Genomic DNA, 24,247 nt, shown 5'->3' on the forward strand with positions numbered 1-24,247 from the left:
TTCGGCAAGGGGTTGGACGAAGTCTGTTCGAAGCGTTAAATCCGGTTCGGAATGACGAACAAGGGTGTGGGGCAAGGGGGTTGAGGGCCGCCGGGTCAGGGATGGCCGGCGGCCCTCGGTCGGAGGGGTTCCTACGGAGGGATCGCTACGGCGTCACTGCCTGGACCACGCCTCGTTGGTGCCGCCGTTGCAGCTGTAGAGGATCACCTTGCTGCCGTCCGCGGTGGCCTGTCCGCTGACGTCCAGGCACTTGCCGGACGCCTCGCTGAGGATCTGCCCGTTGGCGTTCAGCAGCCAGCGCTGGCTCACGTCACCGGTGAAGTCGGAGGATGTGGTCAGCCCCGAACTCCCGGCCGTCAGATAGCCGTTCACGCCCTTCAGGGCACCCTTGGCGTCGTACGACCAGGACTGCTCCTCGCCACCCGTGCAGGTGCTGATCGCGGCCCCGGAGGCACCCGCGGTCAGGCACTTGCCGGACTGCTTCCCGGCCAGCGCTCCCGTGACCGCCGTACTCCCGTGGCCCTTCTGGTCGAAGACGTACGTCGTGACCGAGCGGGCGGCGAGGGTGGCGGAGACGGTTCCCGAACTCACCGTCGGCCTGGCGACCTTCGCCCAGTCCTCGGTGGCCGACGTGCGCACGGCCTGTGCGGCCCGTACCGGCGACTTGCTGTTGAAGTGCAGACTCAGCGGTGTGTCCGTGGAGTTGTGGTTGTTGACCACGACCACCCACTTGCCGTCCTTGTCGTACGTCGACACCTCGACACCGTCCGGTGCGCCCGTCACGTTGTGCGCGACCGAGCCCGGCCGGACGAACTTGCTGTACTGGCCGAGCGCGTAGTACCGCTTGGTGAAGTACAGCTGCTGGTTGCCGTTCGTCGCGTAGTCGGGGTCGTAGTAGATCAGGCCGTCGTTCCAGCCCACGTCGTTCTTCTCGGTGGGGGAGCTGCCGTATCCGCTCGCGAGCGCCACCCACCACTGGAAGGCCGAGTCGTGGGCGCTCGCGAAGTCCTTGTAGATGATCCTCGACATCAGCAGGGCGTTGTCGATGGTCGGGTCGTACTCCTGGTTCCAGCCGGTCGAGCCCTTGCCGAAGCAGCAGATCTCGGTGGCCCAGGACTTCTGGCCGACGGTCCTCGACGTCTCGTAGACGTTGGCGAGTTGGCCGTCGTTCGGGTTGTTGTACGTGTGGTGGGCCAGCGCGGAGACGTACTGCCGGGTGTCCGGCTGTGAGATCCACTGCGGGAGTTCGGAGACGAACTGCGTGGTCTGGCTGGACTCGTCGGCGATGATCGACGTCTTCTGCTTCCGGGCCTTCTGCTCGACGCCCAACGCCCGCACGATGTCGTCGCGTTGGTCGACCGTGACCTTCATGCCCTCCTGGCCGCACGAACCGAAGTCGTTGTCAGGCTCGTTGAAGGGGCTGATGTAGTCCAGCTTCACGCCTTGGCGGGCGAAGTGGTCGGTGACGTCGGCGACGTACTTGGCGTAGTCGCCCTCGTTCTCCTGCTTCAACTGCCCGCCGCAGGCCTGCCCGTTGGTCGTCCACTGCGCGGGCGCGCTGTTGACGAAGCCGATCAGGTCCTTGACGCCGTAGCGGGCCGCTGCCTTGAGGAAGGTCCGCCCGCCCTTGTCCGCGCTCCAGTCGTACGAGCCGTCGGCCTCGAGGAAGTCCTCGGCGGCGCGGGCGGGTGTGGTGACCGCGGTGCCGCCACCGCCGATGTTGTAGCGGTAGGAGGACAGGTCCAGGCCCTGCTTCGAGAACAGCAACTTCGAGACCCTGGCCTGGACTTCGGGCTTGAAGTACTGGAGGTCGTTGACCCACCAGGCGCCGGACGCGCCGATGTCGTCGATGGTCTGGGCGGCGTGCGGGGAGACCTCGGCCGCCGTGGGGGTGGCGGCCGAGGCGGTCGGGGCGGATATGAGGGGCCCGGTGACGGCCAGCGCGGCTGCGGCCGTCAGCAGGAGGGATCTACTGCGGTGGGGGTGGGGCACGTGCATCCCTTCCGTCGTCATGAAGGTGGTGCGGTACGGCTCCTTGCGGGGGTGGTGCGTTTGCCGGTCCTCTGGCTCACCGACTGGAGCGCGCCTTCGAGCGCGAACGTCGCCGCGCCCAGGCAGGCCGGGTCGGTGGGGATCGGGGAGAGGACGATCCGGGTGGCGGCCATCGGCCGCGGCAGCGCGTGCCGGCCGACGGCCTCGCGCACCTCGTGCAGCAGCGGTTCGCCGAGACTGCGGGCGACCCAGCTGCTGAGCACGACGATTTCGGGGTTGAGGACGTTGACCAGGTTCGCGATGCCGGCGCCGACGTAACGGGCGGTCTCCCGTACGACCTTGACGGCCACGGGGTCGCCGGCGGTCACGGCGCGGGCCAGCGCGTCGATGGTGGCGGTCTGGTCCTCGGGGTGCAGGAGCGGGCTCTGCGGGCTCAACTCCCTTAGGTTCAGCATGATTCCGGGCGCGCCGACATAGGCCTCCACGCAGCCGTGGTTGCCGCAGCGGCACAGCCGTCCGTCCAGGACGAGCGTCGTATGACCCCATTCGCCGGCGCTGTTGCTCACGCCCCGGTAGAGCCCGCCGCCGAGCGCGAGCCCGGCGCCGACGCCCGTGCCGAGGTTGACCACGACCGCGTCCCCGCGTCCGCGCGCCGCCCCGAACCACATCTCGGCGACCGCGCCGGCCCGCAGCGGGTTGTCCAGGTAGAGGGGGTAGGCGATGACCTCGGAGAGCAGGTCGAGCAGGGGTACGTCGTGCCAGTCCCAGTTGGGCGCGTACTCCGAGATGCCGGTGTCCCGGTCCACCTGCCCCGGCACGCTGACCCCGACGCCCAGCACCCGCGCGCCCTCGATCCCGGCCTGCGCGACCACCGAGCCGACGGCGGCGGCCACATGGCTGACCACCTGCTCGGGCAGGGACTCGCCGGGGCGCATGTCCTCGTCGGCGCGGGCCAGCACGTTCAGCGCGAGGTCGAACAGCTCGACATGGACGTACGTCTCCGCGATGTCGACACCGATCAACGCGCCCCCCGACGCGTTGACGGCGACGAGGCCCCGGGGGCGGCCGCCCGCCGAGTCCTCGAAGCCGACCTCCGTGATCATCCGCAGGTCGAGCAGCTCGCCCACCAGCGTGGCGACCGTGGCGAGGCTCAGCCCGGTGGCGGCCGCCAGCTCCTGCCGCGAGGTGGGAGACTCGGCGATGATCTGGCGCAGCACCTCGTAGCGGTTCGCGGTGCGGATGTCACGTGAGGTGCGCTTCACAGGGTGTGCCCCCGTCCCTTCAGCTCAGGCCGACCGGGCACGTCGGCACCGGCGCGGCGTAAGGCTATGGGCTCGCGGGGACTTTCGACAAGGGGTTAGGAAAGGGGCTTTATAAAGTCAGGTGCCCAGCACATCCCGCACGAAGGCGTTGGCGAACTTCCGCTGTGGATCAAGCGCCCGGACCAGGGTACGGAAGTCGTCCAGCCGGGGGTAGCGATCACGGACGACCGACGCCGGCACGGTGAACACCTTCCCCCAGTGCGGCCGCGGCTCGAACGCGTCCAGCGCCTCCTCCACCCGCCCCACCACCGGCAGCACCGACGCCGTGTCGTCGGTCCAGGTGAAGTGCAGCGCGACCGAGTCCCGCCCGTACGCCGGACCGAGCCACTGCGGATCGGCGGCGATCGTACGCACCTCGCAGGTCTGCAGCACCGGCGCGACGGTCTCCCGGATGCCGTCGAGCGCGGTCAGCGCGTCCACCGCGGCCGACCTCGGCAGCAGGTACTCCGACTGGAGCTCGTCACCGCTGCTCGGCGTGAACTCCGCCCGGAAGTGCGGCAGTCGCTCGTGCCAGGGCCCGGGCACCCCGAACTGCTCGGTGCAGTTCTCGGCCGGCATCCCCGGCACCGGGTGCAGCTTCTCGGTCGCGGGCGCGGCCCACGGGAAGTCGGGCAGCGGCTGGTCCGTACGCCGCTTCAGCCACACCTGCCGGAACCCCGGCTCCCGCCAGTCGGTGAACAGGCTCACGCTGTAGGCCGCCCCGGCGATCGTCTCGTAAGTCGCCGAGTCCAGCCCCGCGAGGGGCAGTTCGGTGAACAGATGCTGCTCGACCTCGAAGGCCGGCTCCAGGTCCAGGGTCAGAGTCGTTACGACACCCAGGGCGCCCAGCGAGGTCACGGCACCGTCGAACCGGTCGTCGCCCCGCCCGACGGTCACCGTCGACCCGTCCGCCGTGACGATCTCCACCTCGCGCACGGGCGACGCGAGCGAGCCGTTGGTGACGCCCGAGCCGTGCGTGCCGGTCGCGACCGAGCCGGCCACCGAGATGTGCGGCAGAGAGGCCATGTTGGGCAGCGCGAGCCCGTGCGCGTGCACCACGCCGGCCAGCTCCGCGTACCGGACGCCGCCCGAGACCCGTACCGTACGGGCCGTCGTGTCCACGTCGATCTGCGGCGGCAGCCCCGCGATCGACAGCAGCACGCCCTCCGGGCCCGGCTCGGCGATCTCGTTGAAGGAGTGCCCGCTGCCCAGGACCCGCACCTTCGCACTGCCGGCCACCAGACTCCTGAGCGCGTCGAGCGAGTGCGGGCGCCGGAGCTCCTTGGCGGTGTAGGTGATGTTGCCTGCCCAGTTGGTGACCGTGTCCGTCATCCCTGCCGTCCCTCCACGGAGTGTGTGCGCATACTGCTGTCCCCATACTGCTGATCGGGAGGGCCGTTTCGTTGCCCGAGCGTCCCCAGGCTCTGTTCGCCCTGACCGCGGAGAACCTTCCGCAGGTGTTCCCGCCGGAGGTGCTGGCCCGGCTGCGTGAGTCCGTGGACATCGATCCCGCTCCGGTGGCCGAGGATTTCACGGCCCCCGGGATCCGGGAGATCCTCGCACGCACGGAGGTCCTGGTCACCGGCTGGGGCTGCCCCCGGCTGGACGCGGCCGCCCTCGACGCGGCGCCCGAGTTGCGGGCGATCCTGCACTCGGCGGGTTCGGTCAAGGGCTTCGTCACACCCGAGGTCTGGCGGCGCGGCATCGCGGTCTCCTCGGCGGCGGTCGCCAACGCGGTCCCGGTCGCCGAGTACACCCTCGCGATGATCCTGCTGGCCGGGAAGGACGTCTTCGCCGCCCGGGAGCGGCTGCGTGCCGGACGCCCCTTCCCCGGCTGGGAGTTCGTCCCCGGCATCGGCAACCACGGCCGCCGGGTCGGCGTGATCGGGGCGTCCCGCATCGGCCGCCGCCTGCTCGAGCTGCTGCGCCCCTTCGACCTGCGGCCGAGCCTGACCGACCCGTACGTCACCGAGGCGCAGGCCGCCGGGCTCGGCGTACCGCTGCTGCCGCTGGACGAGCTTCTGCGTACGTCGGACATCGTGACCGTGCATGCCCCGGAGACCCCCGAGACACGGCACATGATCGGCCGGCGCGAGCTCGCGCTGATGCCCGACGGGGCGGTACTGATCAACACCGCGCGGGGTGGTCTGGTCGACCACGAGGCCCTGGTCGCCGAAGTCCGCACCGGGCGCCTGACGGCGATCCTCGACGTCACGGACCCGGAACCGCTGCCGGTCGACTCGCCGCTGTACGCCCTCCCGAACGCCTTCGTCACACCGCACCTCGCGGGCTCGCAGGGCAACGAGGTGGCGCGACTCGGGGGTGTGGTCGCCGAGGAGGCGGCGCGGTTCGTGGCCGGCGGGGAGCTGGCATACGGGGTCGATCCGGCGGCGCTGGAGCGGGAGGCCTGAACCGCGGGTTCAGTAACCTCGCTGTTCATGACCCCTGAGCCCCTGCCCGCGACCCTCCCCGACACCGACCGCACCCGCCATCGCCGCCTCCGCGAGCAGGGCAGCCTCGACCGGGCCGACCTGGACGCGATCCTCGACGCCGGGTTCGTCTGTCATCTGGGGGTCGTGGTGGAGGGGCGGCCGGTGGTCGTGCCCACCGTCTACGGGCGGGACGAGCGGCAGCTCTACCTCCACGGGTCCGTCGCCAGCCGCAGCCTCGCCGGCGGTACGCCGGTCTGTGTCACGGTCACCCATGTCGACGGCCTCGTCCTCGCCCGTTCCGTCTTCGAGCACGGCGTGAACTACCGCAGCGCGATGATCCACGGCGAGGCCCGCAAGGTCACCGACCCGGAGGAGAAGCTGGCCGGGCTGCGCCTGCTCACCGAGCACGCGACGCCCGGGCAGTGGTCGTACGCCCGGCAGCCCAGCCGCAAGGAACTCGCGGCCACCACCCTCCTCGCGCTCTCCCTCGAAGAGGCCTCGGTCAAGATCCGCACCGGCGCCCCCGACGACGGCGACGGCCCCGACGCGGCACTGGGCCTGTGGGCGGGCGTCCTGCCGCTGACCTCGGCCTGGGGTGCCCCGGTTCCCGACCCGCTGCTGCCTTCGGACACCCCCATACCAGGACACATCGCGCGTCGGGAGGGGACCCGGCACGGCTGATGTCAGAGCGAAGGCATACCGTGAGGAGTCGAAGTCGAGCCGGGAGGAGAGATCGGGATGGGCAGCCGTACCGCGCTGGTCGAGGATCTGATGGAGCGGTTCCCCGAGGTACCGCGGGAAGCCGTCTTCAAGGAGGACCTGCTGCGAGGTGGCGTGGCCTTCGACCCGTCCGCCCTCAGCGACAACGAGAGCGGCGAGGTGAAGCCGAAGTCCTACTTCATCTTCTCCTTCGACCACGGGACCCTGCCGGAGCTCGGCGAGGCCGCGCTGCGCCGCCCGCCGGAGGAGATCATCCTCACCGGTGGGCCGTACGACCTGCGGCGGACCGTCGTCTCGGTGCGGGTGAACCCGTCCTCGCCGTACCGTGTCGCCGCCGACGACTCGGGCATGCTCGGCCTCTACCTCGACGGCAGGCGCATCGCCGACGTCGGGGTGCCGCCGATGCCGGAGTACTACCGGCACAAGCTCAGCAACGGGAAGTCCGTCATGGAGGTCGCCCCGACCATCCAGTGGGGCTACCTCATCTATCTGACCGTCTTCCGGGTCTGCCAGTACTTCGGCGCCAAGGAGGAGTGCCAGTACTGCGACATCAACCACAACTGGCGCCAGCACAAGGCGGCCGGGCGGCCGTACACGGGCGTCAAGGACGTGGACGAGGTCCTCGAGGCGCTCGACATCATCAACCGGTACGACACCGCCAAGGCCTCCACCGCCTACACCCTCACCGGCGGCGCGATCACCTCCAAGCTCCAGGGGCGTGACGAGGCCGACTTCTACGGCATGTACGCCAAGGCCATCGAGGAGCACTTCCCGGACCGCTGGATCGGCAAGGTCGTCGCGCAGGCGCTGCCCAAGGACGACGTGCAGCGGTTCAAGGACTACGGCGTGCAGATCTACCACCCCAACTACGAGGTGTGGGACGAGTACCTCTTCAAGATGTACTGCCCGGGCAAGGAGCGGTACGTCGGCCGCGACGAGTGGCACAAGCGGATCCTCGACTCGGCGGACGTCTTCGGCGCGCGCAACGTGATCCCCAACTTCGTCGCCGGTGTGGAGATGGCCGAGCCGTTCGGCTTCAAGACGGTCGACGAGGCGATCGCGTCGACCACCGAGGGCCTGCGCTTCTTCATGTCGAACGGCATCACGCCCCGCTTCACCACCTGGTGCCCGGAGCCCACCACCCCGCTCGGCAAGGCCAACCCGGCGGGCGCGCCGCTCGAGTACCACATCCGGCTGCTCCAGGCCTACCGCCAGACCATGGAGGACTTCGGACTCTCCTCCCCGCCCGGCTACGGCGAGCCCGGACCCGGCCGCGCCGTCTTCTCCGTCAGCTCCTTCATGGACAGCCTTCCGGCGTAGGACAGTTCGGCCGAGGAGGAGTCGAGCAAGGTGTAGGGGTGGCCGCTGCCACTGCATCCGGGGCGGCGAGACCTTCGGCTGATACTTCCAGGCGTTCCTTCCGTATAACTCCACAACTCTCGTAACAACGAGGAGTGGAACGGCGGCCACCGGCGGTCGCCGTCGCGCGACCGCCGGTAACCGAATTTGAATAGGGCGCTTGTCAGTTGTGCGGAAACCGTGAAAAGCTCTGGCCCTGCCGCGAGGTTCCCCACAACTCCGTTGCCAATAAGGCGAGTTGACCTCGTATCCGGATGCAGGAGACTCATGCCCGACCTGCCGACCCCGAAGGACGCGGCCGAGGCCGCGCTCTTCTCCGAGTGCTGGGACACGGTGCTTTCCTACGCCGACCTGTGCACCGCCGGCGCCTCGGCGGCCACTCAGCTGGCCACGGAGGCGTTCGCACTCGGCATACGTGAGGCCCGCGCCGCCGATACCGGCCCCGCCCGGAGCACCGGCCGCCGCGCGCCCCGACTCCCCGTGATCCCGCTGCTGTTGACCGCCGTACGCACCACTGCGGCGGCCTGGGAGACCGCGGGACAGGGCCACGACCTCGACCCCGACCTGCGGTTGTGGCTCAACTCCGAGAAGGCCGCCCGTTTCACCGGGCCGCCGCTGCGGCGCCCGCTCGCGCTGCGCGGACTGCGTGACCTCCAGGAGGCGGACGCCACGCTGCTGTGGCTCGCCGAGGTGGAGGCGCTGCCGCTGTCCGTCGTCGCCCGCAAACTCGGGCTCGACCCGGCCGTCGCCGGCGAGGAACTCGCCCAGGTGCGCGGCCTGTTCCGGGACCGCTGCCACCGCGCCCACCTCGACACGCCGATGGCCGCGCAGTGCCGCAGCTACGCCCGTCTGCTCGACGCGGTCACCCGCTCGCCCGCCGCCGACATCCCCGGCGACCTCTCGCGCCACCTCGCCACCTGCGTGGACTGCGCCGAGGCCGCCGCCTGTCTGCGCCCGCACGGCGGCGGACTGCCCGCCGCGCTGGCCGGCGGTGTGATCGGCTGGGGCGGACTCGCCTATCTGGAGCGCCGCCGCCGCGCCGCCGAGGTCCGCCTCGGCGTCGGACGCCCGGAGCTGCCGGAGGGGGAGGGCGGCGTCCCCAGAGCCGGCGCCGGCCGCGCCCGCGCCGTCCGCAACGGCCTCCTCGTCGCCGCCGTCCTGGTCTCGCTGCTCGCGCTGGCCGTGTCGATGATGCCGTTCGGCGGCGACAACGATGCCGCCGCCGGTGACGCCCCGACCGACAGCAGCCCCGTGGCCGCCCCGCGCCCGTCCCTCCCCAACGGGTCGTCCATCGGCTCCTCGTCCGCCGCCGCGTCCCCGACGCCGTCCGCGACCGCCTCCAGGGCCGGCGAGGACAAGAACTCCGACCCGGAACCCCAGGGCACCCACTCCTCCACGGCCTCCTCGGCGCCGGACCCCGCCGACAGTGACCCGGCCACCTGCAAGGTCTCCTACGACCTGGTCAACGAATGGCCCGACGGCTTCCAGGCCACCGTCTCCGTCACCACCACCGACGCCATCGGTGGCTGGCAGGTCGGCTGGTCCTTCAAGGACGGCCAGAAGGTCGGCCAGATGTGGGACGCGAGCTTCGCCCAGAACGGCTCCCGCGTCACCGCCACGGCCGCCGACTACAACAAGACCGTGGCCGCGGGAGGCACCCTCTCCTTCGGCTTCCTGGCCTCCTGGCAGGGCAAGAACGCCCCGCCGTACGACTTCACGCTGAACGGGCACAGCTGCGCGAAGTCCTGACCCGGAAAAGAAGTTGACGCGACTCCGCCGCGACGGGCTACTGTTGCGGCGGTCGTCCGGTGAGCGGATCGCCGGACCTGTGGAGTACCGAGGAGGTGTCGACCGATGGCTGTCACTGCGATGAGCGCTGCTCGCATCCAGATCATCAAGTCCACCTCCGTGGCCGCCGGCTGACCTACCTCAACTCCGTTGCCGGGGCCGCCCTTTGAAGGGTCTCCGTTGACTTCCAGCTCTGCTGCTTCCTCCGTTTTCCCCGCGCTCGCTCCCTACGGCTGGGACGACGCATGGGCGGACGCGTTCGCCCCCTACGACACCGAAGGACTCCTGCCCGGGCGGGTGATCCGGGTCGACCGCGGTCAGTGCGACGTGGTCACCGCCGGCGGGACGGTGCGGGCCGACACCGCGCTCGTCACCCCGAACGACCCGCTGCGGGTCGTGTGCACCGGCGACTGGGTCGCCCTCGAACCGGGCGGGAACCCGCGCTATGTACGGACGTGTCTGCCGCGCCGTACCGCCTTCGTCCGTTCCACCTCCTCCAAGCGGTCCGAGGGGCAGATCCTCGCCGCCAACGTCGACCACGCGATCGTCGCCGTGTCCCTCGCCGTCGAGCTGGAACTCGGCCGTATCGAGCGCTTCCTGGCCCTCGCCTGGGAGTCCGGCGCCCAGCCGCTGGTCGTGCTGACCAAGGCCGACCTCGTGCCGGACGAGGTCACGCGGGCCCACCTCGTCCAGGACGTGGAGCTGTCGGCACCCGGGGTCACCGTGCTGCCGGTCAGCGCCGTGGACGGCGACGGGCTCGACGTCCTGGTCGCCCTCGTCTCCGGCGGTACGTCCGTCCTGCTCGGCCAGTCCGGTGCGGGCAAGTCCACCCTCGCCAACGCGCTCCTCGGCGAGGAGGTGATGGAGGTGCAGGCCGCGCGGGACGTCGACGGCAAGGGCCGGCATACGACGACCACCCGCAACCTCCTCGCCCTCCCGGGCGGTGGCGTCCTCATCGACACCCCCGGGCTGCGGGGCGTCGGGCTCTGGGACGCCGGGACGGGTGTGGGCCAGGTCTTCGCCGAGATCGAGGAACTGGCGGAACGCTGCCGCTTCCACGACTGTGCGCACACCGCCGAGCCGGGATGCGCGGTGCTCGCCGCGGTCGACGCCGGTGAGCTGGCGGTGCGGCGGCTGGAGAGCTACCGGAAGCTGGTGCGGGAGAACCAGTGGATCGTGGCGAAGACCGATGCGCGGGTCCGGGCGGAGCTTCGGCGGGACTGGAAGCGGAAGGGGGCCGAGGGGAAGGCGGCGATGGAGGCGAAGCGGGGGCGTTGGCGGTAGGCGCCCGGGGCCGGGGCGGGCGTCGTCTCCGGGGGCTGCCGCCCCCAGGCCCCCGCTTCGGCCTGAACGGCCTCGTCCTCAAACGCCAGGACGGGCTGCACAGCAGCTCGCCGTCCGATTTCCGCTAGCCCGGCACTCCCTCCCGACGGACACTTGATGGCGTGATGGACGAAGACACCAGGTACGAAGCCGTGCGCAGCCGCGACGCCCGGTTCGACGGCGAGTTCTTCTTCGCCGTCCGGACCACCGGTATCTACTGCCGGCCCAGTTGTCCCGCGGTGACCCCGCGCCGGCACAACGTCCGTTTCTTCCAGACGGCCGCCGCCGCCCAGGGGTCCGGGTTCCGGGCCTGTCGGCGGTGCCGGCCGGACGCGGTGCCCGGTTCCGCCGACTGGAACGTCCGTGCCGATGTCGTGGGGCGGGCCATGCGGCTCATCGGGGACGGCGTCGTGGACCGTGAGGGTGTCGCCGGGCTCGCCACGCGGCTCGGCTACAGCGCCCGCCAGGTCCAGCGCCAGCTCACCGCCGAGCTCGGCGCCGGGCCCGTCGCCCTGGCCCGGGCCCAGCGGGCGCACACCGCGCGGGTGCTGGTGCAGACGACCGAGCTGCCGATCACGGAGATCGCGTTCGCGTCCGGCTTCGCCAGCGTGCGCCAGTTCAACGACACCATCCGGGAGGTGTACGCCTCGACGCCGACCGAGCTGCGCACCGCAGCGCCGGACGGCGGCCGGGCCGGGCGGCGGCCGGCGACTCCCGGCGCGGGCATCCCGCTGCGGCTCGCCCATCGCGGCCCCTACCAGTCCGGTGCCGTCTTCGATCTGCTCGCCGACCAGGCCGTACCCGGCGTCGAGGAGCTGAGCGGGGAGCGTGGGCGGCGGACGTACCGCCGTACCCTCCGGCTTCCGCACGGGACCGGTGTCGTCGCCGTCGACGAGCGGGCCGGCACCGTGAAGTCCGCGTCCGGCGCCAACCCGGGCGGCTGGCTGGACGCCCGGCTGCACCTCACCGACCCCCGCGACCTGACCACCGCCGTGGGCAGGCTGCGGCGGCTCCTCGATCTCGACGCCGATCCGTACGCCGTCGACGAGCGGCTCGGCACCGACCGGCGGCTGGCTCCGCTGGTGGCCGAGCGGCCGGGGCTGCGGTCGCCCGGTGCCGCCGACGCGGAGGAGCTCGCCGTGCGGGCACTGGTGGGGAAGGCGGCGGCCGAGCGGCTGGTACGGCGGTACGGCAAGGCGCTCGACGCGCCCTCCGGCAGCCTCACCCACCTCTTCCCCGAGCCCGCCGTCCTCGCCGGGGCCGAACCCCACGGCACCCTGGGCGCGCTCACCGCCGCGCTCGCCGACGGCACCGTACGACTCGACCCGGGCGCCGACCGTGACGACGCCGAGGCCGCGCTGCTCGCGCTGCCCGGCATGGACGCGGGCACGGTCGCCGTCATCCGCACCCGCGCCCTCGGCGACCCCGACGTCGCCCCGCCCGGCCTGGACGTTCCCGACAGCTGGCGCCCCTGGCGCTCCTACGCCCTGCAACACCTGCGTACCGCAGGAGAGTTGGACTGACCTCCCATGACCACCACCCTGTGGACCCGCGTCGACAGCCCCGTCGGCCCGCTCCTCCTCACCGCCGACGCCACCGGCGCACTGACCTCCGTCTCGGTGCCCGGGCAGAAGAACGGCCGGGTGGTGGAGGTGGGTTGGCGAGAGGACGCCGGTCCTTTCGCGGCGGCCGAGGAGCAGCTCGCCGCCTACTTCGCCGGTGAACTCAAGGAATTCCAGCTGGAGTTCCGTACCGCGGGGACCGACTTCCGGGAGAAGGTGTGGGCCGCCCTCGACTCCGTGCCGTACGGGGCGACCACGACCTACGGCGAGATCGCAGCGCGCATCGGCGCCTCCCGGGCCGCCGTCCGGGCCGTGGGCGGCGCGATCGGCGCCAACCCCTTGCTGATCGTCCGGCCCTGTCACCGGGTGATCGGCGCGGACGGTTCGATGACCGGTTACGCCGGTGGCCTGGAGCGGAAGGTGCGGCTGCTGACCCTGGAGGGTGTCCTCCGGGACTGAGTCACTCCTCCTCCAGACCCCAGCTGTGGATCCGGCGCGGATGGACGCGGATCACCTCCTCGCTGAAGTGCGGGCCCAACTCGTGCGGGCCGGTGAGGAGTTCGGCCTCGCCGCGGATGTCGATGCCGCGCACCCGCCACGGGCGCAGGCTGACGATGTCGTCGACGACCAGGGCGACCTTCGGGTTCTTCTGGAGGTTGCGCCACTTCTTGGTGCGGCCCATCGCCAGGCCGCCGATCAGGATCGTGCCGTCGTCCTGCGGGAAGAAGCCGACCGGGTTCGCCTGCGGCTGCCCGTGCGGGTCGACGGTGGCCAGCCGCCCCAGCCGCTGCGACCTCAGATACGCGCGCTCGGCCTCACTGAATTCGCTCATGCCCCTCAGCCAAGCACCGCCGCCCCACCCCGCGCATCGGATCCCCGCCCTAGTCCCCTGGCCCTACGTCCGGCTTCACGTCAGCCCCAGATCACCGCACCCAGCCACGCGCCCGCGATGAGCAGGCAGGTGAAGAGCTCCGCCAGCACGCTGGAGCCGCCCGAGCGCATCGCCGTCCTGAGTGCCGCCCGCGCCTCGGCGTGCCGGCCCAGGCGGAGACGTTCGCCGAGGTAGATGCCGGCCATGAAGCCGGGGATCGCGCCCAGGACGGGGAGCAGGAGGAAGCCGAGAAGGGCGCCGACACCCGCGTACAACCCCATGCGGGGTGTGGCTCCGCTCGCCCGCAGCCGGCGGGGCGGGAGGGCCCAGCGCACCACCTGGGAGAGGAACAGCGCGACGGTCGCGCCGACCAGGACCCACCAGGCGACCGGCCGCGGGTCCTTCAGCGCCCACCACAGGACCGCGGCCCACACCAGCCACGATCCCGGCACGCCGGGCACCAGTACTCCGCACAGGCCGAGCAGGAGGACCAGGCCGACCAGCAGGAGGTCCCACACTCCCATGTGCCAAGAGTGCCGGAGGGCGGGAGAACACGCAGGGCAGTGATGATCAACCGAGTTCCCGGTCGCGGGACACCCAGCCGCGTTCGTAGGCGTGCCAGCCCAGCTGGAGGCGGGTCGTCACGCCGGTCAGTTCCATGAGGTGCTTGACGCGGCGCTGCACCGTCCGCAGGCCCAGGTCCAGCTGTTTCGCGACGCTCGCGTCGGTCAGGCCGGCCAGCAGCAGGGACAGCACCTCCAGGTCCGTGCTGTCGGGTCCGTCCGGTTCCTGCTCGCTCACCCCGTCCGCACCGATCCGCAGCGGCAGCGCGTCCCGCCACACCGACTCGAACAGCCCGGACAGCAGCTCGAGCAGCCCGCTCGCGTGCACCACCAGCGCGGCCGGTTCCGCGGTCTGCGAGGTCAGCGGCACCAGGGCGAGCGAACGGTCGGCCACCACCAGCTTGGTCGGCACCCGGTCCACCACCCGCACCTGCTCGTCCCGGCCGAGCGCGGCGGACAGCTCGGTCATGCCGTGCGGCAGGTCCAGGACCGAGCGCTCGACCACCACCCGGTAGCGGACCCCGCGGTCGGCGGCCTGCTCCTCGGCGTCGTTCTCCATGCCGGAGACCACCGTGGGATTGCCGGTGACCAGCGCGCACACCTCCTCGCTCGCCCCGAGCTGGAGCTGGAGGAAACGCTGGGACACGGCGGCCGCGCCGGTCACCACCTCGACGAGGTCGTGCACGGCGGGTTCGGCGGCGGCCGCCCGGTACTCCTCGGCCAGCAGCGCGGCGGCCAGCTCGGCCTTCTCCAGCTCGTGCCGCTGCTGGGTGAGCAGCGCGCCCAGCGCCACGCCGGGCGGCGCCGCGACCCACCGTCCCGGGCGGGCCGGCGACTGGGCCGCGAGCCCGTGCCGCTCCAGCCGGCGCAGCGCGCGCTCCGTGTCGTGCTCGCCGAGCAGCAGCCGGCGCGCCAGATCGGGCACGTCGGCGGCGCCCACGGACACCAGCGCCCGGTACGCCGACTCGTGCGTCTCGTCCAGCCCCAGCGCTCCCAGCATCAGGCCTCGCCCTCCCACGGCTCATGGCGGAAAACAGCCACGGCGCAAACCCGCCGCCCAACATCATCGCCGTACCACCCGTCACTCTGCCAAGGTGGCGCCACCGCAGTGTCAACCGCCTCCCGCCTCGGGGAGCGCTCGGCCGGAAATCACAGCTGATCGCTAAGAAGACCGGTCACACTCAGGCCCTGGCCGAACTCCGCAGTCCCCATCAGCCATTTCTGGACGTGTTTCGGTCATCCGGAATGTGATCCGGGCCCGTGGCGTGCCGTCGACGCACCCGGCGGTACCAAGGGGATCCGGGCCCGGGTCACTCAGCTGTCGCCGGGCGGTTCTCCCGTGGGGGGTGGAGCCGCCCGGCGACTTCTCGCGCACCGCCGTTCGAGAGGTCACCCGACACGCCGTTCGACGGGGAGTGCCGTGCCGGTTTTTCCCGATGCCCCGTTTTCATCCGGCCCGTGCGGTGGACAATTAGGGGCATGAGCCAGCAGGGGGGAAGGCCCACCGGTCATTCGGACGACTGGTGGGGACAGCTGTACGACGACGACTCCGCCGAGGACGCGGGCCCCGCACCCGCGCCCGACTCCCTGGACGACCGCTTCGCCTCCGCGGCGGGAGCGGTGGGCAAGGGGTCGGACGCGGAGGCGGGGGAGCGTGCGGTGGGTACGACGGTGCCCGCACAGCGCCCTGGCGCGGCGCCCGTCCCGAAGGGGGAGGGCACCCCGCCGGCGCCGACCGGCACCATCCCCGCGCCGCAGGTCACCGAAGCCGACCTCCTCCAGGACGCTCCACCCGCCGCACACCCCCTCCGCACCACCACCCACCTGGACCTCCCCACCCTCCCCCCGCCCCCCGTCGACTACGTCGGCTCCGGCCCGCCCACCTACGACGCCGAACCCACCGCCCTCCCGCCCGCCGACCCCGACGACCTCGACGACCTGGTCGCCGACACCGTGCTGGACGGCGCCAAGTACGGCTCCTGCACCCTCCGCGCCGCCTCCGTGCGCGGGGACTCGGCCCGCTACCGGGGCGAGCCCCGCCGGGACTCCCTCCTCACCGCCCGCTTCGGCACCGCCGAGCACACCCTGATCCTCGTCGCCATGGCCACCGGCGCCCGTGCCACGCCCGGTGCCCACCGTGCCGCCGCCGAGGCCTGCCACTGGATCGGCCGGGCCATCGGCCGCAGCCACGCCCGGCTCGCCGAGGACCTCAGGGCCGCCCGGCGCGGCGACCTCAAGTCCGGCCTGCACCGCCTCACCGACCGCAGCCTGGGCAAGCTCCGCGCCAGCGCCGCCGAACAGGGCATCGACCCCGAGGAGTACTCGGCCACCCTGCGCTGCCTGCTGCTCCCGGCCGACCCGGAGTGCCGTACCCGCGTCTTCTTCGGCGTGGGCGCCGGCGGACTGTTCCGGCTCAGGGAGGGCGCCTGGCAGGACATCGAGCCGCGGGTCACCGACGTCACCGGCGAACCCGTCGTCGGCTTCGGCTCGCTGCCTGCCGAGACGCCCGAGGGCGACCGCCTCACCATGGACCTCGGCATCCCGACACCCCCGAGCCCGTACGAGCCCGCCCCCGAGCCGCCCCGGGAACCCTTCCGCTTCCGTGCCTCGGTGGCCCACCCGGGTGACACGCTGCTGATGTGCACCGGCGGCCTCGCCGAGCCGCTGCGCGGTGAACCCGACCTGTGCCGCTACCTGACCGGCCGGTGGTCGGGTCCCACCCCGCCCGGCCTCGCCGCGTTCCTCGCCGACACCCAGGTCCGGGTCAAGGGATACGCCGACGACCGTACGGCCGCCGCCGTTTGGGAGGCGTGAGCGCCCGGCGTGTGAATTCATGGACCCACAGGGATCCGCGGAGACCGAAGGGCATGAGTGCGCCATGGCCAAGCAGAACGTCGCCGAGCAGTTCGTCGACATCCTCGTCCGCGCCGGGGTCGAACGCCTCTACGGCGTCGTCGGCGACAGCCTCAACCCGGTCGTGGACGCCGTCCGCCGCAACGCCGCCATCGACTGGGTGCACGTCCGGCACGAGGAGACCGCCGCCTTCGCCGCGGGCGCCGAGGCCCAGATCACCGGCAAGCTGGCCGCCTGCGCCGGTTCCTGCGGGCCGGGCAACCTGCACCTCATCAACGGCCTGTACGACGCCCACCGCTCCATGGCCCCGGTCCTCGCCCTCGCCTCGCACATCCCCTCCAGCGAGATCGGCCTGGGCTACTTCCAGGAGACCCACCCCGACCAGCTGTTCCGCGAGTGCAGCCACTACAGCGAACTCATCTCCAACCCCAAGCAGATGCCGCGGCTGCTCCAGACCGCCATCCAGCACGCCGTCGGGCAGAGCGGGGTGAGCGTGGTGTCGCTGCCCGGCGACATCGCCGACCAGCCCGCCCCGGACAGGGCCGTCGAGACCGCCCTCGTCACCTCCCGGCCCACCGTCCGCCCCGGCGACGCCGAGATCGACCGGCTCGTCCGGATGATCGACGAGGCCGAGAAGGTGACCCTCTTCTGCGGCAGCGGCACGGCGGGCGCGCACGCCGAGGTCATGGAGTTCGCGGAGAAGGTCAAGTCCCCTGTGGGGCACGCCCTTCGGGGGAAGGAGCACATTCAGTACGACAACAAGTTCGACGTCGGCATGAGCGGTCTCCTCGGGTACGGCGCCGCCTACGAGGCCACCCACGAGTGCGACCTGCTGATCCTGCTCGGCACCGACTTCCCGTACAACGCCTTCCTCCCCGACGACGTGCGGATCGTCCAGGTCGACATCCGGCCCGAACACCTCGGCCGCCGCTCGAAGTTGGACCTCGCGGTGTGGGGCGACGTGAAGGAGACCCTGCGCTGTCTCATCCCGCGGGTGCGGCCCAAGGAGAACCGGCGCTTCCTCGACCGGATGCTCAAGAAGCACGCGGACGCGCTGGAGGGGGTGGTGAAGGCGTACACGAGGAAGGTCGACAAGCACGTCCCCATCCATCCCGAGTACGTGGCCTCCGTCCTCGACGAACTCGCCGACGAGGACGCGGTGTTCACCGTCGACACCGGGATGTGCAATGTGTGGGCCGCGCGTTACATCACTCCCAACGGCCGCCGCCGGGTGATCGGTTCGTTCTCGCACGGCTCGATGGCGAACGCGCTGCCGATGGCGATCGGCGCCCAGTTCACCGACCGCGGGCGGCAGGTCGTGTCGATGTCCGGGGACGGCGGGTTCTCCATGCTGATGGGCGACTTCCTGACGCTGGTGCAGTACGACCTGCCGGTGAAGGTCGTCCTCTTCAACAACTCCTCGCTGGGGATGGTGGAGTTGGAGATGCTGGTCGCCGGGCTGCCGTCCTACGGCACCACCAACAAGAACCCCGACTTCGCCGCCGTCGCCCGCGCCTGCGGTGCCCACGGAGTGCGGGTCGAGAAGCCCAAGGACCTCGCGGGTGCGCTGAAATCGGCGTTCAAGCACAAGGGCCCGGCCCTCGTCGACGTCGTCACCGACCCCAACGCGCTGTCCATCCCGCCGAAGATCAGCGCCGAGATGGTGACCGGCTTCGCCCTCTCCGCCTCGAAGATCGTGCTGGACGGCGGGGTCGGCCGGATGCTCCAGATGGCCCGCTCCAACATCCGCAACGTGCCCCGGCCTTAGCGCCTCTGCTAGGAGTCCGCCGGCACCCACTGCCGTACGCCGTGGCCGTTCGTGCCGTACCAGTAGCGGGGCAGGCCCTTGATGGAGCTGGTGCGGAACGGGTGGCCGTGGTCGTCGATGCGGACCGTGCCGGTGCGGCCCTGGGAGGACCAGTCGAGCTCCAGGTACCAGTCGCAGGCGTACATCTCGGTCGTGGCCGTGACCAGGAGCACCTCCGGGTCCTGGGCGGAGACGCGGTAGGGGAACTGCACGGCGGGGGCTGGGTTTCCGTTGGCGTCGGCGCCCGACACCGCGCGGGCGATGGGGCGGTTGATGTCCAGGTTCACGTCGAAGTAGCGGGGGCCGAGGCCGCCGCCGCAGCCCTGTGCCATGTCGTACGTGGTGCCCTTGAGCGGCGTGCCGCGGCCGGCCACGCGGACCCGGAGGGCCTCCAGGACCACGGCGGTGGAGGACTTCCCCTGCACCGAGATCCGCACCATCGTCTGCCGCCCGTGCACCGCCCCCTGCGTCGCCGCCCACACCGCGGCGTCCTGCGGATCCGGCGGTGGGGGCACCTGGGACGGCTCCTTGTCGATGACGTAGTCGTGTGCGCAGCCCCCGTCCCAGACCTGTGAGTCGGAGGTCCAGGCGAGGGGGACACCGGTGGCCACGGGCGCGTCGCTCTTCGCGGTCGCCGACGGGTCGTCCTTCGGCGCAGGGCTCGCCGGGTCCCGTACACCTGACGACGGTGAGGCCGAGGAGCGGGACGGGGACGGGCCGGTCGCCGAGGCCGAGGGGTGGTGCGAGGCGCCGGTTCCGGTACGGGACTGTCCGGGCGTCCGCGCCGAGTCGTCCGGGGAGCGGTCCGCCGACAGTGCCGACAGGCTGCCCAGCGTGACCAGCAGCACGGTCGCCACCGCCGCGCCGAGGAGTGTCCGCCGACGCCGGAACCAGGGCGCCCGCACCACCGGGCTTGCCGGGCTCGGAGTCGGTGCCGGTTCGGTCTCCGACGGCTCCACGGCCTCCTCGGCGGCCCGCGGTCGCTGCCGGGCCGCCACCGCGAGCAGCCACAGCCGGTGGAGTTCGAGGCGCTCTTCCGGGGTCGCCTCGCAGAAGGCGGCGAGCCGCTCGACGGGCGCGTACTCCTGCGGGACCGCCTCGCCCGCGCAGTAGCGGTGCAGCGTGGAGGTGTTCATGTTGAGGCGCCGGGCCAGCGAGCCGTAGCTCCGGTCCGTGCGGTCCTTCAGCCGGCGCAGCAGCGCCGCGAACTCCTCGACCTCGTCCCCAGTCGACACCGTTCCCCCGTCGTCCGCCGGATCCCGCATCCCAGGCACTCCATATACCTGCACGTCAGATGGGCTGGGATGGTTCCACCGCAGCCAAAAGGGCGCCAGTCGTTGCGCCGGACTCCCGGGACCGCCGATGCTCTTGGTGTCGCACCGACCAGGGCCGGACCGACCAACCGGCGTCGGGCGACGACCACACCCATGCACTCACCACAACGGGGGACATCCATGCCCAAGCGCACCAGAGCAGGCGCGCTGCTCGCGGTCGCCGTCACCGGCCTCGCCGTGGCGCTCGCCGGACCGGCCGTCGCCGTACCGAAGGCGCCCGGCTTCCTCGCGGCCAAGGACCTGCCGCCGCACCCGAGCTCGTCCTGGACGGCCGGCAAGGTCACCGGCGGCATCCCCGACGACGTCGACTGGGACATCTGCCTGCGGGCGCTGCCCGGTCACGAGTCCGCCTGGCACCGCGACTTCCGCACCGACCTGGACACGAACGCCCGGCAGCTCACGGTCGTGCTGCCCGACACCCGCTCGGCTAAGCAGCTGACCTCCTGGCTGAACAAGGACTTCAAATCCTGCCCGGCCCGGCTCGAGCAGAAGGACGCGGACACCGAGGCGACCGGCAAGGACTACGGGAAGGTCTCCGTCGAGGAGGGCGCCCATGTCTACGGCGTCCACACCGAGACCTCCGGGGGCGCGAGCGACGCCCGTCTGCTGTCCGTCGGCCGCGACGGCCGCACCGTCACCGTCGTGAACTGGGGTCAGCTGGGCGACCTCAAGGGCGCCCCGGTGAAGGCCTTCAAGAAGACGACCGTCACGGCCGTGAACAAGCTCCACTGACCGCACGACCGGGGCCGCCCTCCGCCGCGGGGGTGGGGAGGGCGGCCCGCACATCACATCACCAGAGCAGCACCAGAGAAACGAAAACGGGGAAACACACATGACCAGCAAGACCCGCACCGTCCTGACCGCCGGCGTCCTCGCCGTCGCCCTCGGCCTCGGCGCCACCGCCACGGCCTCGGCCGGCACCCCGCACAGCGTCAGCGGCAAGCCGTCCGACAACGTCAGCCGGATCGCCGACTTCTACGGCGCCTACATCGACGCGGTGACCGACGAGGGCAGCGGCGACCTCGGCACCGCGCTGCGCGCCCACTACCTCACGCCCGCCTACCAGAAGGCCCTGTCCGCCTGGGAGGACCGGGAGCACGCCGACGGTGTCCTGCGTGCCCAGAACGTCCCGCTCGCCTGGAAGGTCACCGACAACGGTTCCACCGCGAAGCGCACCGAGGCCGTCGTCACCCTCACCTGGAGCAAGAACAGCAGCACCAAGCTGTACGTCGACATGAAGCGCGACAGCCGCGAGATCTACCGCATCGCGGAGAAGAGCCTCGGCGCCAAGTAGTCACCGGGTCGGGTCACTCAGGTCGCAGCCGCAGCGTGAGGATCTGGAACGGCCGCAGCTCGAAGCCCAAGTCGGTTTCCCGCTGCGGCCGTTCCAGCAGGTCCGTCACCTCGGCCCGGGCCACCGGGAACCCCGGCGTCAGCCGGGCCCGCGCCCGGCCGCCCCGGGACTCGTACAGCCGTACCACCACGTCCCCGCTGCGGTCCTCCGCCAGCTTCACCGACTCCACGGTCACCGCCGGATGGTCCACCCGCACCAGCGGCTCCACCACCGGCGCCCCGGCCACCCGCAGCGGCAGGTTGAGCGCCAGCCCCTCGGCGACCGCGTGCACCACGTCCCCGCCGGGCAGCAGGGCGTAGGTGAAGCGGTGCGTGCCCAGGTCCGTCTCGGGGTCCGGGCTGTGCGGGGCGCGCAGCAGGGTCAGTCGTACGGTCGTGCCGAGGCCGCCCTCGTACGGGGTGCGGGTCACGTCGTGGCCGTACGTCGAGTCGTTAAGGACCGCGACGCCGTACCCCTCCTCCGCGACCCGCAGCCAGCGGTGCGCGCAGATCTCGAAACGGGCCGCGTCCCAGCTGGTGTTGGCGTGGGTGGGCCGGTGCACGTGCCCGAACTGGATCTCCGCGGCGGAGCGTTCGGCGTGCACGTCCACCGGGAAGGCGGCCTTCAGCACCTTCTCGGACTCCTGCCAGTCGACGTCCGTGACGATGTCGACCCGCCGGCTCCCGGCCGCGAGCCCGATCTCCTGGGTGATACGGGACTTGCCGAAGACCCGGGTGACCCGCACCGCCGAGCGCAGCGGACCGCTCTCCACCAGCTCCACCGACTCGACGTCCGTGAGGTCGGTGTGCCGGCGCCGGTAGTGCCGGTCGATGTCCCAGGCGTCCCATGCGTTGGGATGGTCGGGGTGGAGCTGGAGGAGGTTGCCGGGGCCGCACAGGACCTCGCGGTCGGCGTGCAGGTCGTGGACGGAGGAGAGCAGGCCGTTCGCGTCGACGGTCACCCGGAGCCGTGAGTTCTCCAACAGGATGGTGTCGCCGTCCTGTTGGGCGCGGGCGGTCTCCTCGGAAGAGTTGTCCGTGAGCGCCGCCGCCCCCAGCCCCGGCACGGTCACCAGCGCGTCCCCGACGACTTCGGTCCGCTGGTACGGCGACGCGTTGAGGACTGTGGGCCCGCCGGACCCCAGCGCGGCCACCGCCCCCGCCGTCAGCTCCTCGATCTCCGTCAGCACGCGCGCGTAGGTCTCCCTGGCCTCCCGGTGCACCCAGGCGATCGAGGACCCGGGCAGGATGTCGTGGAACTGATGCAGCAGCACCGTCTTCCACAGCCGGTCCAGGTCGTCATGGGGGTAGGTGTACGACGGATTCCGTACCGCCGCCGTCGCGCACCACAACTCCGCCTCCCGCAGGGCGTGTTCCGAGCGCCGGTTGCCCTGCTTGGTCTTGGCCTGGGTGGTGTAGGTGGCCCGGTGCAGCTCCAGGTACAGCTCGCCCGACCACACGGGCGCCTGGCCGCCGTACTCCTCCTCGGCGGCCGCGAAGAACGCGGACGGCTTGACGACCTCGACCGTCGGTGAGCCCTCCAGGGAGCGCAACCGGCGGGCCTTCTCCAGCATTTCGCGGGTCGGGCCGCCGCCCCCGTCACCCCAGCCGAACGGCACCAGGGAGCCCGTCGCCCGGCCCTTGTCGGCGAAGTTGCGTTCCGCGTGGGCGAGTTCGCGGCCGTGCAGCTGGGAGTTGTAGGTGTCGACGGGCGGGAAGTGGGTGAAGACGCGGGTGCCGTCGAGGCCCTCCCACCAGAAGGTGTGGTGAGGCATCTTGTTCGACTGGTTCCAGCTCAGTTTCTGGGTCAGGAACCAGCGGATTCCGGCCAGTTTCGCGAGCTGCGGGAAGGCCGCCGTGTAGCCGAAGGAGTCCGGCAGCCAGACCTCCTCGGTCTCCACGCCGAGCTCCTCGGCGAAGAACCGCTTCCCGTGCACCAGTTGCCGGGCCAGCGCCTCGCCGCCCGGCATGTTCGCGTCCGACTCCACCCACATCGACCCGACGGGCGCCCAGTTGCCGTCCCGTACCGCCTTCTTGATCCGCTCCCAGATGTGCGGCTGGTGCTCCTTCACCCAGGCGTACTGCTGCGCCTGCGAGCAGGAGAACACCAGCTCCGGGTAGTCGGCGGCGAGCGCGGTGACGTTGGCGAACGTACGGGAGGCCTTGCGGACCGTCTCGCGCAGCGGCCACAGCCAGGCCGAGTCGATGTGGGCGTGTCCGGTCGCGAACACCCGGTGCGCGCTCGCCGAGGCGGGACGGGAGAGGACGTCCGTGAGCGCGGCCCGTGCCTGAGCGGCCGTCCCGGGCACGTCGTGCAGGTCCAGGGCGTCGAGCATGTCCTCCAGCGCGCGCAGGATCTCGTGCCGCCGCGGCCGGTCCATCGGCAGCTCGTGCATCAGCTCCGACAACACCTCCACGTCCAGCTCCAGCCGCCACACGGCTTCGTCGAGTACGGCGAGGTCGGCAGAGCGGAATCGGTAGACGGGCCGATCCCCTGCGGTCAGCACGTCACCCAGGCGCGTAGGCGTGAAACCGTGCAGCACGGCCGGATTGGCGGCCGCCTCCAGGAGCAGCCGCACCGGTTCGCCTCCGCTCGCCGGCGCCCCCAGGGTCAGGTGGCGGTTGCGGGGGTGAACGCCCTTGAGGGGGACGCCCGAGGCGTCGTACAGGAGTCCCTCGGCCTGGAAGCCGGGGCCGTCACCGGTGAACCCGGGGTCGATCACCGCCTCCACGCGGTGGCCGGCCCACTCCTCGGGGACCCGCCCCTCCAAGCGGAACCAACTCGTCGACCAGGGCTTTCCCCAGGCGGTGCCGGTGGTGAACGGCTCGTAGGCGGCCCGCAGTGCCCGGTCCACCGGCACCGGCTCGCCCGGCACATGCCACACGGACAGGGCAAGGGGCACGCGCGCCCCGTACCGCACGGGGCGTACGAACTGGCCCATGGCACGTTCCAGGCGGGCTTCCACCAGCGTTCGGTCGTCGTGCACGGCGGCTCCCTCGGGGCTCGGAC

The 24,247-nt window shown here is 71.7% G+C and carries 19 protein-coding genes; 11 read left to right on the forward strand and 8 right to left on the reverse strand.

Annotation, left to right across the window (positions count from 1 at the left end; all coding sequences use genetic code 11):
- Positions 1-153: 153 nt before the first annotated feature.
- From ACQEWB_RS38970 to ACQEWB_RS38980, 3 genes are all read right to left on the reverse strand, one after another.
- Positions 154-2,013, reverse strand: a complete 1,860-nt coding sequence (locus ACQEWB_RS38970) for a glycoside hydrolase (RefSeq protein ID WP_432839705.1) — start codon at positions 2,011-2,013, stop codon at positions 154-156.
- The gene (locus tag ACQEWB_RS38975) at positions 2,010-3,254 is read right to left on the reverse strand and encodes an ROK family transcriptional regulator (protein ID WP_432839707.1); all 1,245 of its coding nucleotides are present in this window, start codon (positions 3,252-3,254) and stop codon (positions 2,010-2,012) included. Before ACQEWB_RS38975 ends, ACQEWB_RS38970 begins: the two co-directional genes overlap by 4 nt.
- A gap of 117 nt (positions 3,255-3,371) precedes the next feature.
- A complete protein-coding gene (locus ACQEWB_RS38980; RefSeq protein WP_432839709.1) occupies positions 3,372-4,625 on the reverse strand; it encodes an FAD-binding protein in 1,254 nt (417 codons plus the stop codon).
- Positions 4,626-4,696: 71 nt separating this feature from the next.
- Between ACQEWB_RS38980 and ACQEWB_RS38985 the strand changes: the two genes are divergently transcribed.
- From ACQEWB_RS38985 to ACQEWB_RS39015, 7 genes are all read left to right on the forward strand, one after another.
- Positions 4,697-5,704 carry a hydroxyacid dehydrogenase gene (locus ACQEWB_RS38985; RefSeq protein WP_432839711.1) on the forward strand — a complete coding sequence of 336 codons (1,008 nt, stop codon included), beginning with the start codon at positions 4,697-4,699 and terminating at the stop codon, positions 5,702-5,704.
- Positions 5,705-5,731: 27 nt separating this feature from the next.
- Positions 5,732-6,406: a pyridoxamine 5'-phosphate oxidase family protein gene (locus tag ACQEWB_RS38990; protein WP_432839713.1), complete on the forward strand. Its 675-nt coding sequence runs from the start codon at positions 5,732-5,734 to the stop codon at positions 6,404-6,406.
- A gap of 57 nt (positions 6,407-6,463) precedes the next feature.
- Positions 6,464-7,765, forward strand: a complete 1,302-nt coding sequence (locus tag ACQEWB_RS38995; protein ID WP_432839715.1) for a radical SAM protein — start codon at positions 6,464-6,466, stop codon at positions 7,763-7,765.
- Positions 7,766-8,071: 306 nt separating this feature from the next.
- Entirely contained in the window at positions 8,072-9,553 is a 1,482-nt protein-coding gene (locus tag ACQEWB_RS39000; protein WP_432839717.1) for a cellulose binding domain-containing protein, read from the forward strand.
- A gap of 219 nt (positions 9,554-9,772) precedes the next feature.
- Complete coding sequence (rsgA, locus tag ACQEWB_RS39005; protein ID WP_432839719.1) at positions 9,773-10,876, forward strand: ribosome small subunit-dependent GTPase A; 1,104 nt, start codon at positions 9,773-9,775, stop codon at positions 10,874-10,876.
- A gap of 164 nt (positions 10,877-11,040) precedes the next feature.
- Positions 11,041-12,438: a DNA-3-methyladenine glycosylase 2 family protein gene (locus ACQEWB_RS39010; protein WP_432844227.1), complete on the forward strand. Its 1,398-nt coding sequence runs from the start codon at positions 11,041-11,043 to the stop codon at positions 12,436-12,438.
- 6 nt (positions 12,439-12,444) lie between these two features.
- Positions 12,445-12,936 carry a methylated-DNA--[protein]-cysteine S-methyltransferase gene (locus ACQEWB_RS39015; RefSeq protein WP_432839721.1) on the forward strand — a complete coding sequence of 164 codons (492 nt, stop codon included), beginning with the start codon at positions 12,445-12,447 and terminating at the stop codon, positions 12,934-12,936.
- A 1-nt stretch (position 12,937) separates the two neighbouring features.
- Here the strand turns inward: ACQEWB_RS39015 and ACQEWB_RS39020 are convergent, their stop codons facing one another.
- The 3 genes from ACQEWB_RS39020 to ACQEWB_RS39030 form a co-directional block, all read right to left on the reverse strand.
- On the reverse strand, positions 12,938-13,309 hold the full coding sequence (locus ACQEWB_RS39020) for a PPOX class F420-dependent oxidoreductase (RefSeq protein WP_432839723.1): 372 nt from the start codon (positions 13,307-13,309) through the stop codon (positions 12,938-12,940).
- 80 nt (positions 13,310-13,389) lie between these two features.
- Entirely contained in the window at positions 13,390-13,872 is a 483-nt protein-coding gene (locus ACQEWB_RS39025; protein ID WP_432839725.1) for a DUF456 domain-containing protein, read from the reverse strand.
- A gap of 46 nt (positions 13,873-13,918) precedes the next feature.
- The gene (locus ACQEWB_RS39030) at positions 13,919-14,911 is read right to left on the reverse strand and encodes a helix-turn-helix domain-containing protein (protein WP_432839727.1); all 993 of its coding nucleotides are present in this window, start codon (positions 14,909-14,911) and stop codon (positions 13,919-13,921) included.
- A gap of 479 nt (positions 14,912-15,390) precedes the next feature.
- Here ACQEWB_RS39030 and ACQEWB_RS39035 point away from each other — a divergent pair, with 479 nt between their 5' ends.
- Both ACQEWB_RS39035 and ACQEWB_RS39040 read left to right on the forward strand, forming a co-directional pair.
- On the forward strand, positions 15,391-16,725 hold the full coding sequence (locus ACQEWB_RS39035) for a protein phosphatase 2C domain-containing protein (protein WP_432839729.1): 1,335 nt from the start codon (positions 15,391-15,393) through the stop codon (positions 16,723-16,725).
- Between the two features lie 64 nt (positions 16,726-16,789).
- Positions 16,790-18,532, forward strand: a complete 1,743-nt coding sequence (locus ACQEWB_RS39040) for a pyruvate dehydrogenase (protein ID WP_432839731.1) — start codon at positions 16,790-16,792, stop codon at positions 18,530-18,532.
- Between the two features lie 8 nt (positions 18,533-18,540).
- On the opposite strand, the gene ACQEWB_RS39045 is transcribed toward ACQEWB_RS39040, so the two are convergent.
- The gene (locus ACQEWB_RS39045) at positions 18,541-19,836 is read right to left on the reverse strand and encodes a helix-turn-helix domain-containing protein (RefSeq protein WP_432839733.1); all 1,296 of its coding nucleotides are present in this window, start codon (positions 19,834-19,836) and stop codon (positions 18,541-18,543) included.
- A 189-nt stretch (positions 19,837-20,025) separates the two neighbouring features.
- Here ACQEWB_RS39045 and ACQEWB_RS39050 point away from each other — a divergent pair, with 189 nt between their 5' ends.
- Both ACQEWB_RS39050 and ACQEWB_RS39055 read left to right on the forward strand, forming a co-directional pair.
- Positions 20,026-20,637 carry a hypothetical protein gene (locus tag ACQEWB_RS39050; RefSeq protein WP_432839735.1) on the forward strand — a complete coding sequence of 204 codons (612 nt, stop codon included), beginning with the start codon at positions 20,026-20,028 and terminating at the stop codon, positions 20,635-20,637.
- A 100-nt stretch (positions 20,638-20,737) separates the two neighbouring features.
- Positions 20,738-21,199, forward strand: coding sequence for a hypothetical protein (locus ACQEWB_RS39055; protein ID WP_432839737.1), 462 nt, complete (start codon positions 20,738-20,740; stop codon positions 21,197-21,199).
- 13 nt (positions 21,200-21,212) lie between these two features.
- Here ACQEWB_RS39055 and ACQEWB_RS39060 read toward each other — a convergent pair whose 3' ends face one another.
- Positions 21,213-24,224 (reverse strand): alpha-mannosidase, encoded by a 3,012-nt coding sequence (locus tag ACQEWB_RS39060; RefSeq protein WP_432839739.1) that lies wholly within the window; start codon positions 24,222-24,224, stop codon positions 21,213-21,215.
- Between the last annotated feature and the right edge of the window lie 23 nt (positions 24,225-24,247).

It is taken from the genome of Streptomyces sp. CA-249302, assembly GCF_050936785.1.
In the GTDB taxonomy this organism is placed as follows: Bacteria; Actinomycetota; Actinomycetes; order Streptomycetales; family Streptomycetaceae; genus Streptomyces.

Coding starts and splice junctions, on each gene's coding strand:
- ACQEWB_RS38995 (WP_432839715.1), top strand. CDS start 6,464: ATGGGCAGCCGTACCGCGCTGGTCGAGGATCTGATGGAGCGGTTCCCC.
- ACQEWB_RS39055 (WP_432839737.1), top strand. CDS start 20,738: ATGACCAGCAAGACCCGCACCGTCCTGACCGCCGGCGTCCTCGCCGTC.
- ACQEWB_RS39045 (WP_432839733.1), bottom strand. CDS start 19,836: ATGCGGGATCCGGCGGACGACGGGGGAACGGTGTCGACTGGGGACGAG.
- ACQEWB_RS38980 (WP_432839709.1), bottom strand. CDS start 4,625: ATGACGGACACGGTCACCAACTGGGCAGGCAACATCACCTACACCGCC.
- ACQEWB_RS39025 (WP_432839725.1), bottom strand. CDS start 13,872: ATGGGAGTGTGGGACCTCCTGCTGGTCGGCCTGGTCCTCCTGCTCGGC.
- ACQEWB_RS39010 (WP_432844227.1), top strand. CDS start 11,041: ATGGACGAAGACACCAGGTACGAAGCCGTGCGCAGCCGCGACGCCCGG.
- ACQEWB_RS39035 (WP_432839729.1), top strand. CDS start 15,391: ATGAGCCAGCAGGGGGGAAGGCCCACCGGTCATTCGGACGACTGGTGG.
- ACQEWB_RS38970 (WP_432839705.1), bottom strand. CDS start 2,013: ATGACGACGGAAGGGATGCACGTGCCCCACCCCCACCGCAGTAGATCC.
- ACQEWB_RS39020 (WP_432839723.1), bottom strand. CDS start 13,309: ATGAGCGAATTCAGTGAGGCCGAGCGCGCGTATCTGAGGTCGCAGCGG.
- ACQEWB_RS39040 (WP_432839731.1), top strand. CDS start 16,790: ATGGCCAAGCAGAACGTCGCCGAGCAGTTCGTCGACATCCTCGTCCGC.
- ACQEWB_RS39015 (WP_432839721.1), top strand. CDS start 12,445: ATGACCACCACCCTGTGGACCCGCGTCGACAGCCCCGTCGGCCCGCTC.
- ACQEWB_RS39050 (WP_432839735.1), top strand. CDS start 20,026: ATGCCCAAGCGCACCAGAGCAGGCGCGCTGCTCGCGGTCGCCGTCACC.
- ACQEWB_RS38990 (WP_432839713.1), top strand. CDS start 5,732: ATGACCCCTGAGCCCCTGCCCGCGACCCTCCCCGACACCGACCGCACC.
- ACQEWB_RS39000 (WP_432839717.1), top strand. CDS start 8,072: ATGCCCGACCTGCCGACCCCGAAGGACGCGGCCGAGGCCGCGCTCTTC.
- ACQEWB_RS39030 (WP_432839727.1), bottom strand. CDS start 14,911: ATGCTGGGAGCGCTGGGGCTGGACGAGACGCACGAGTCGGCGTACCGG.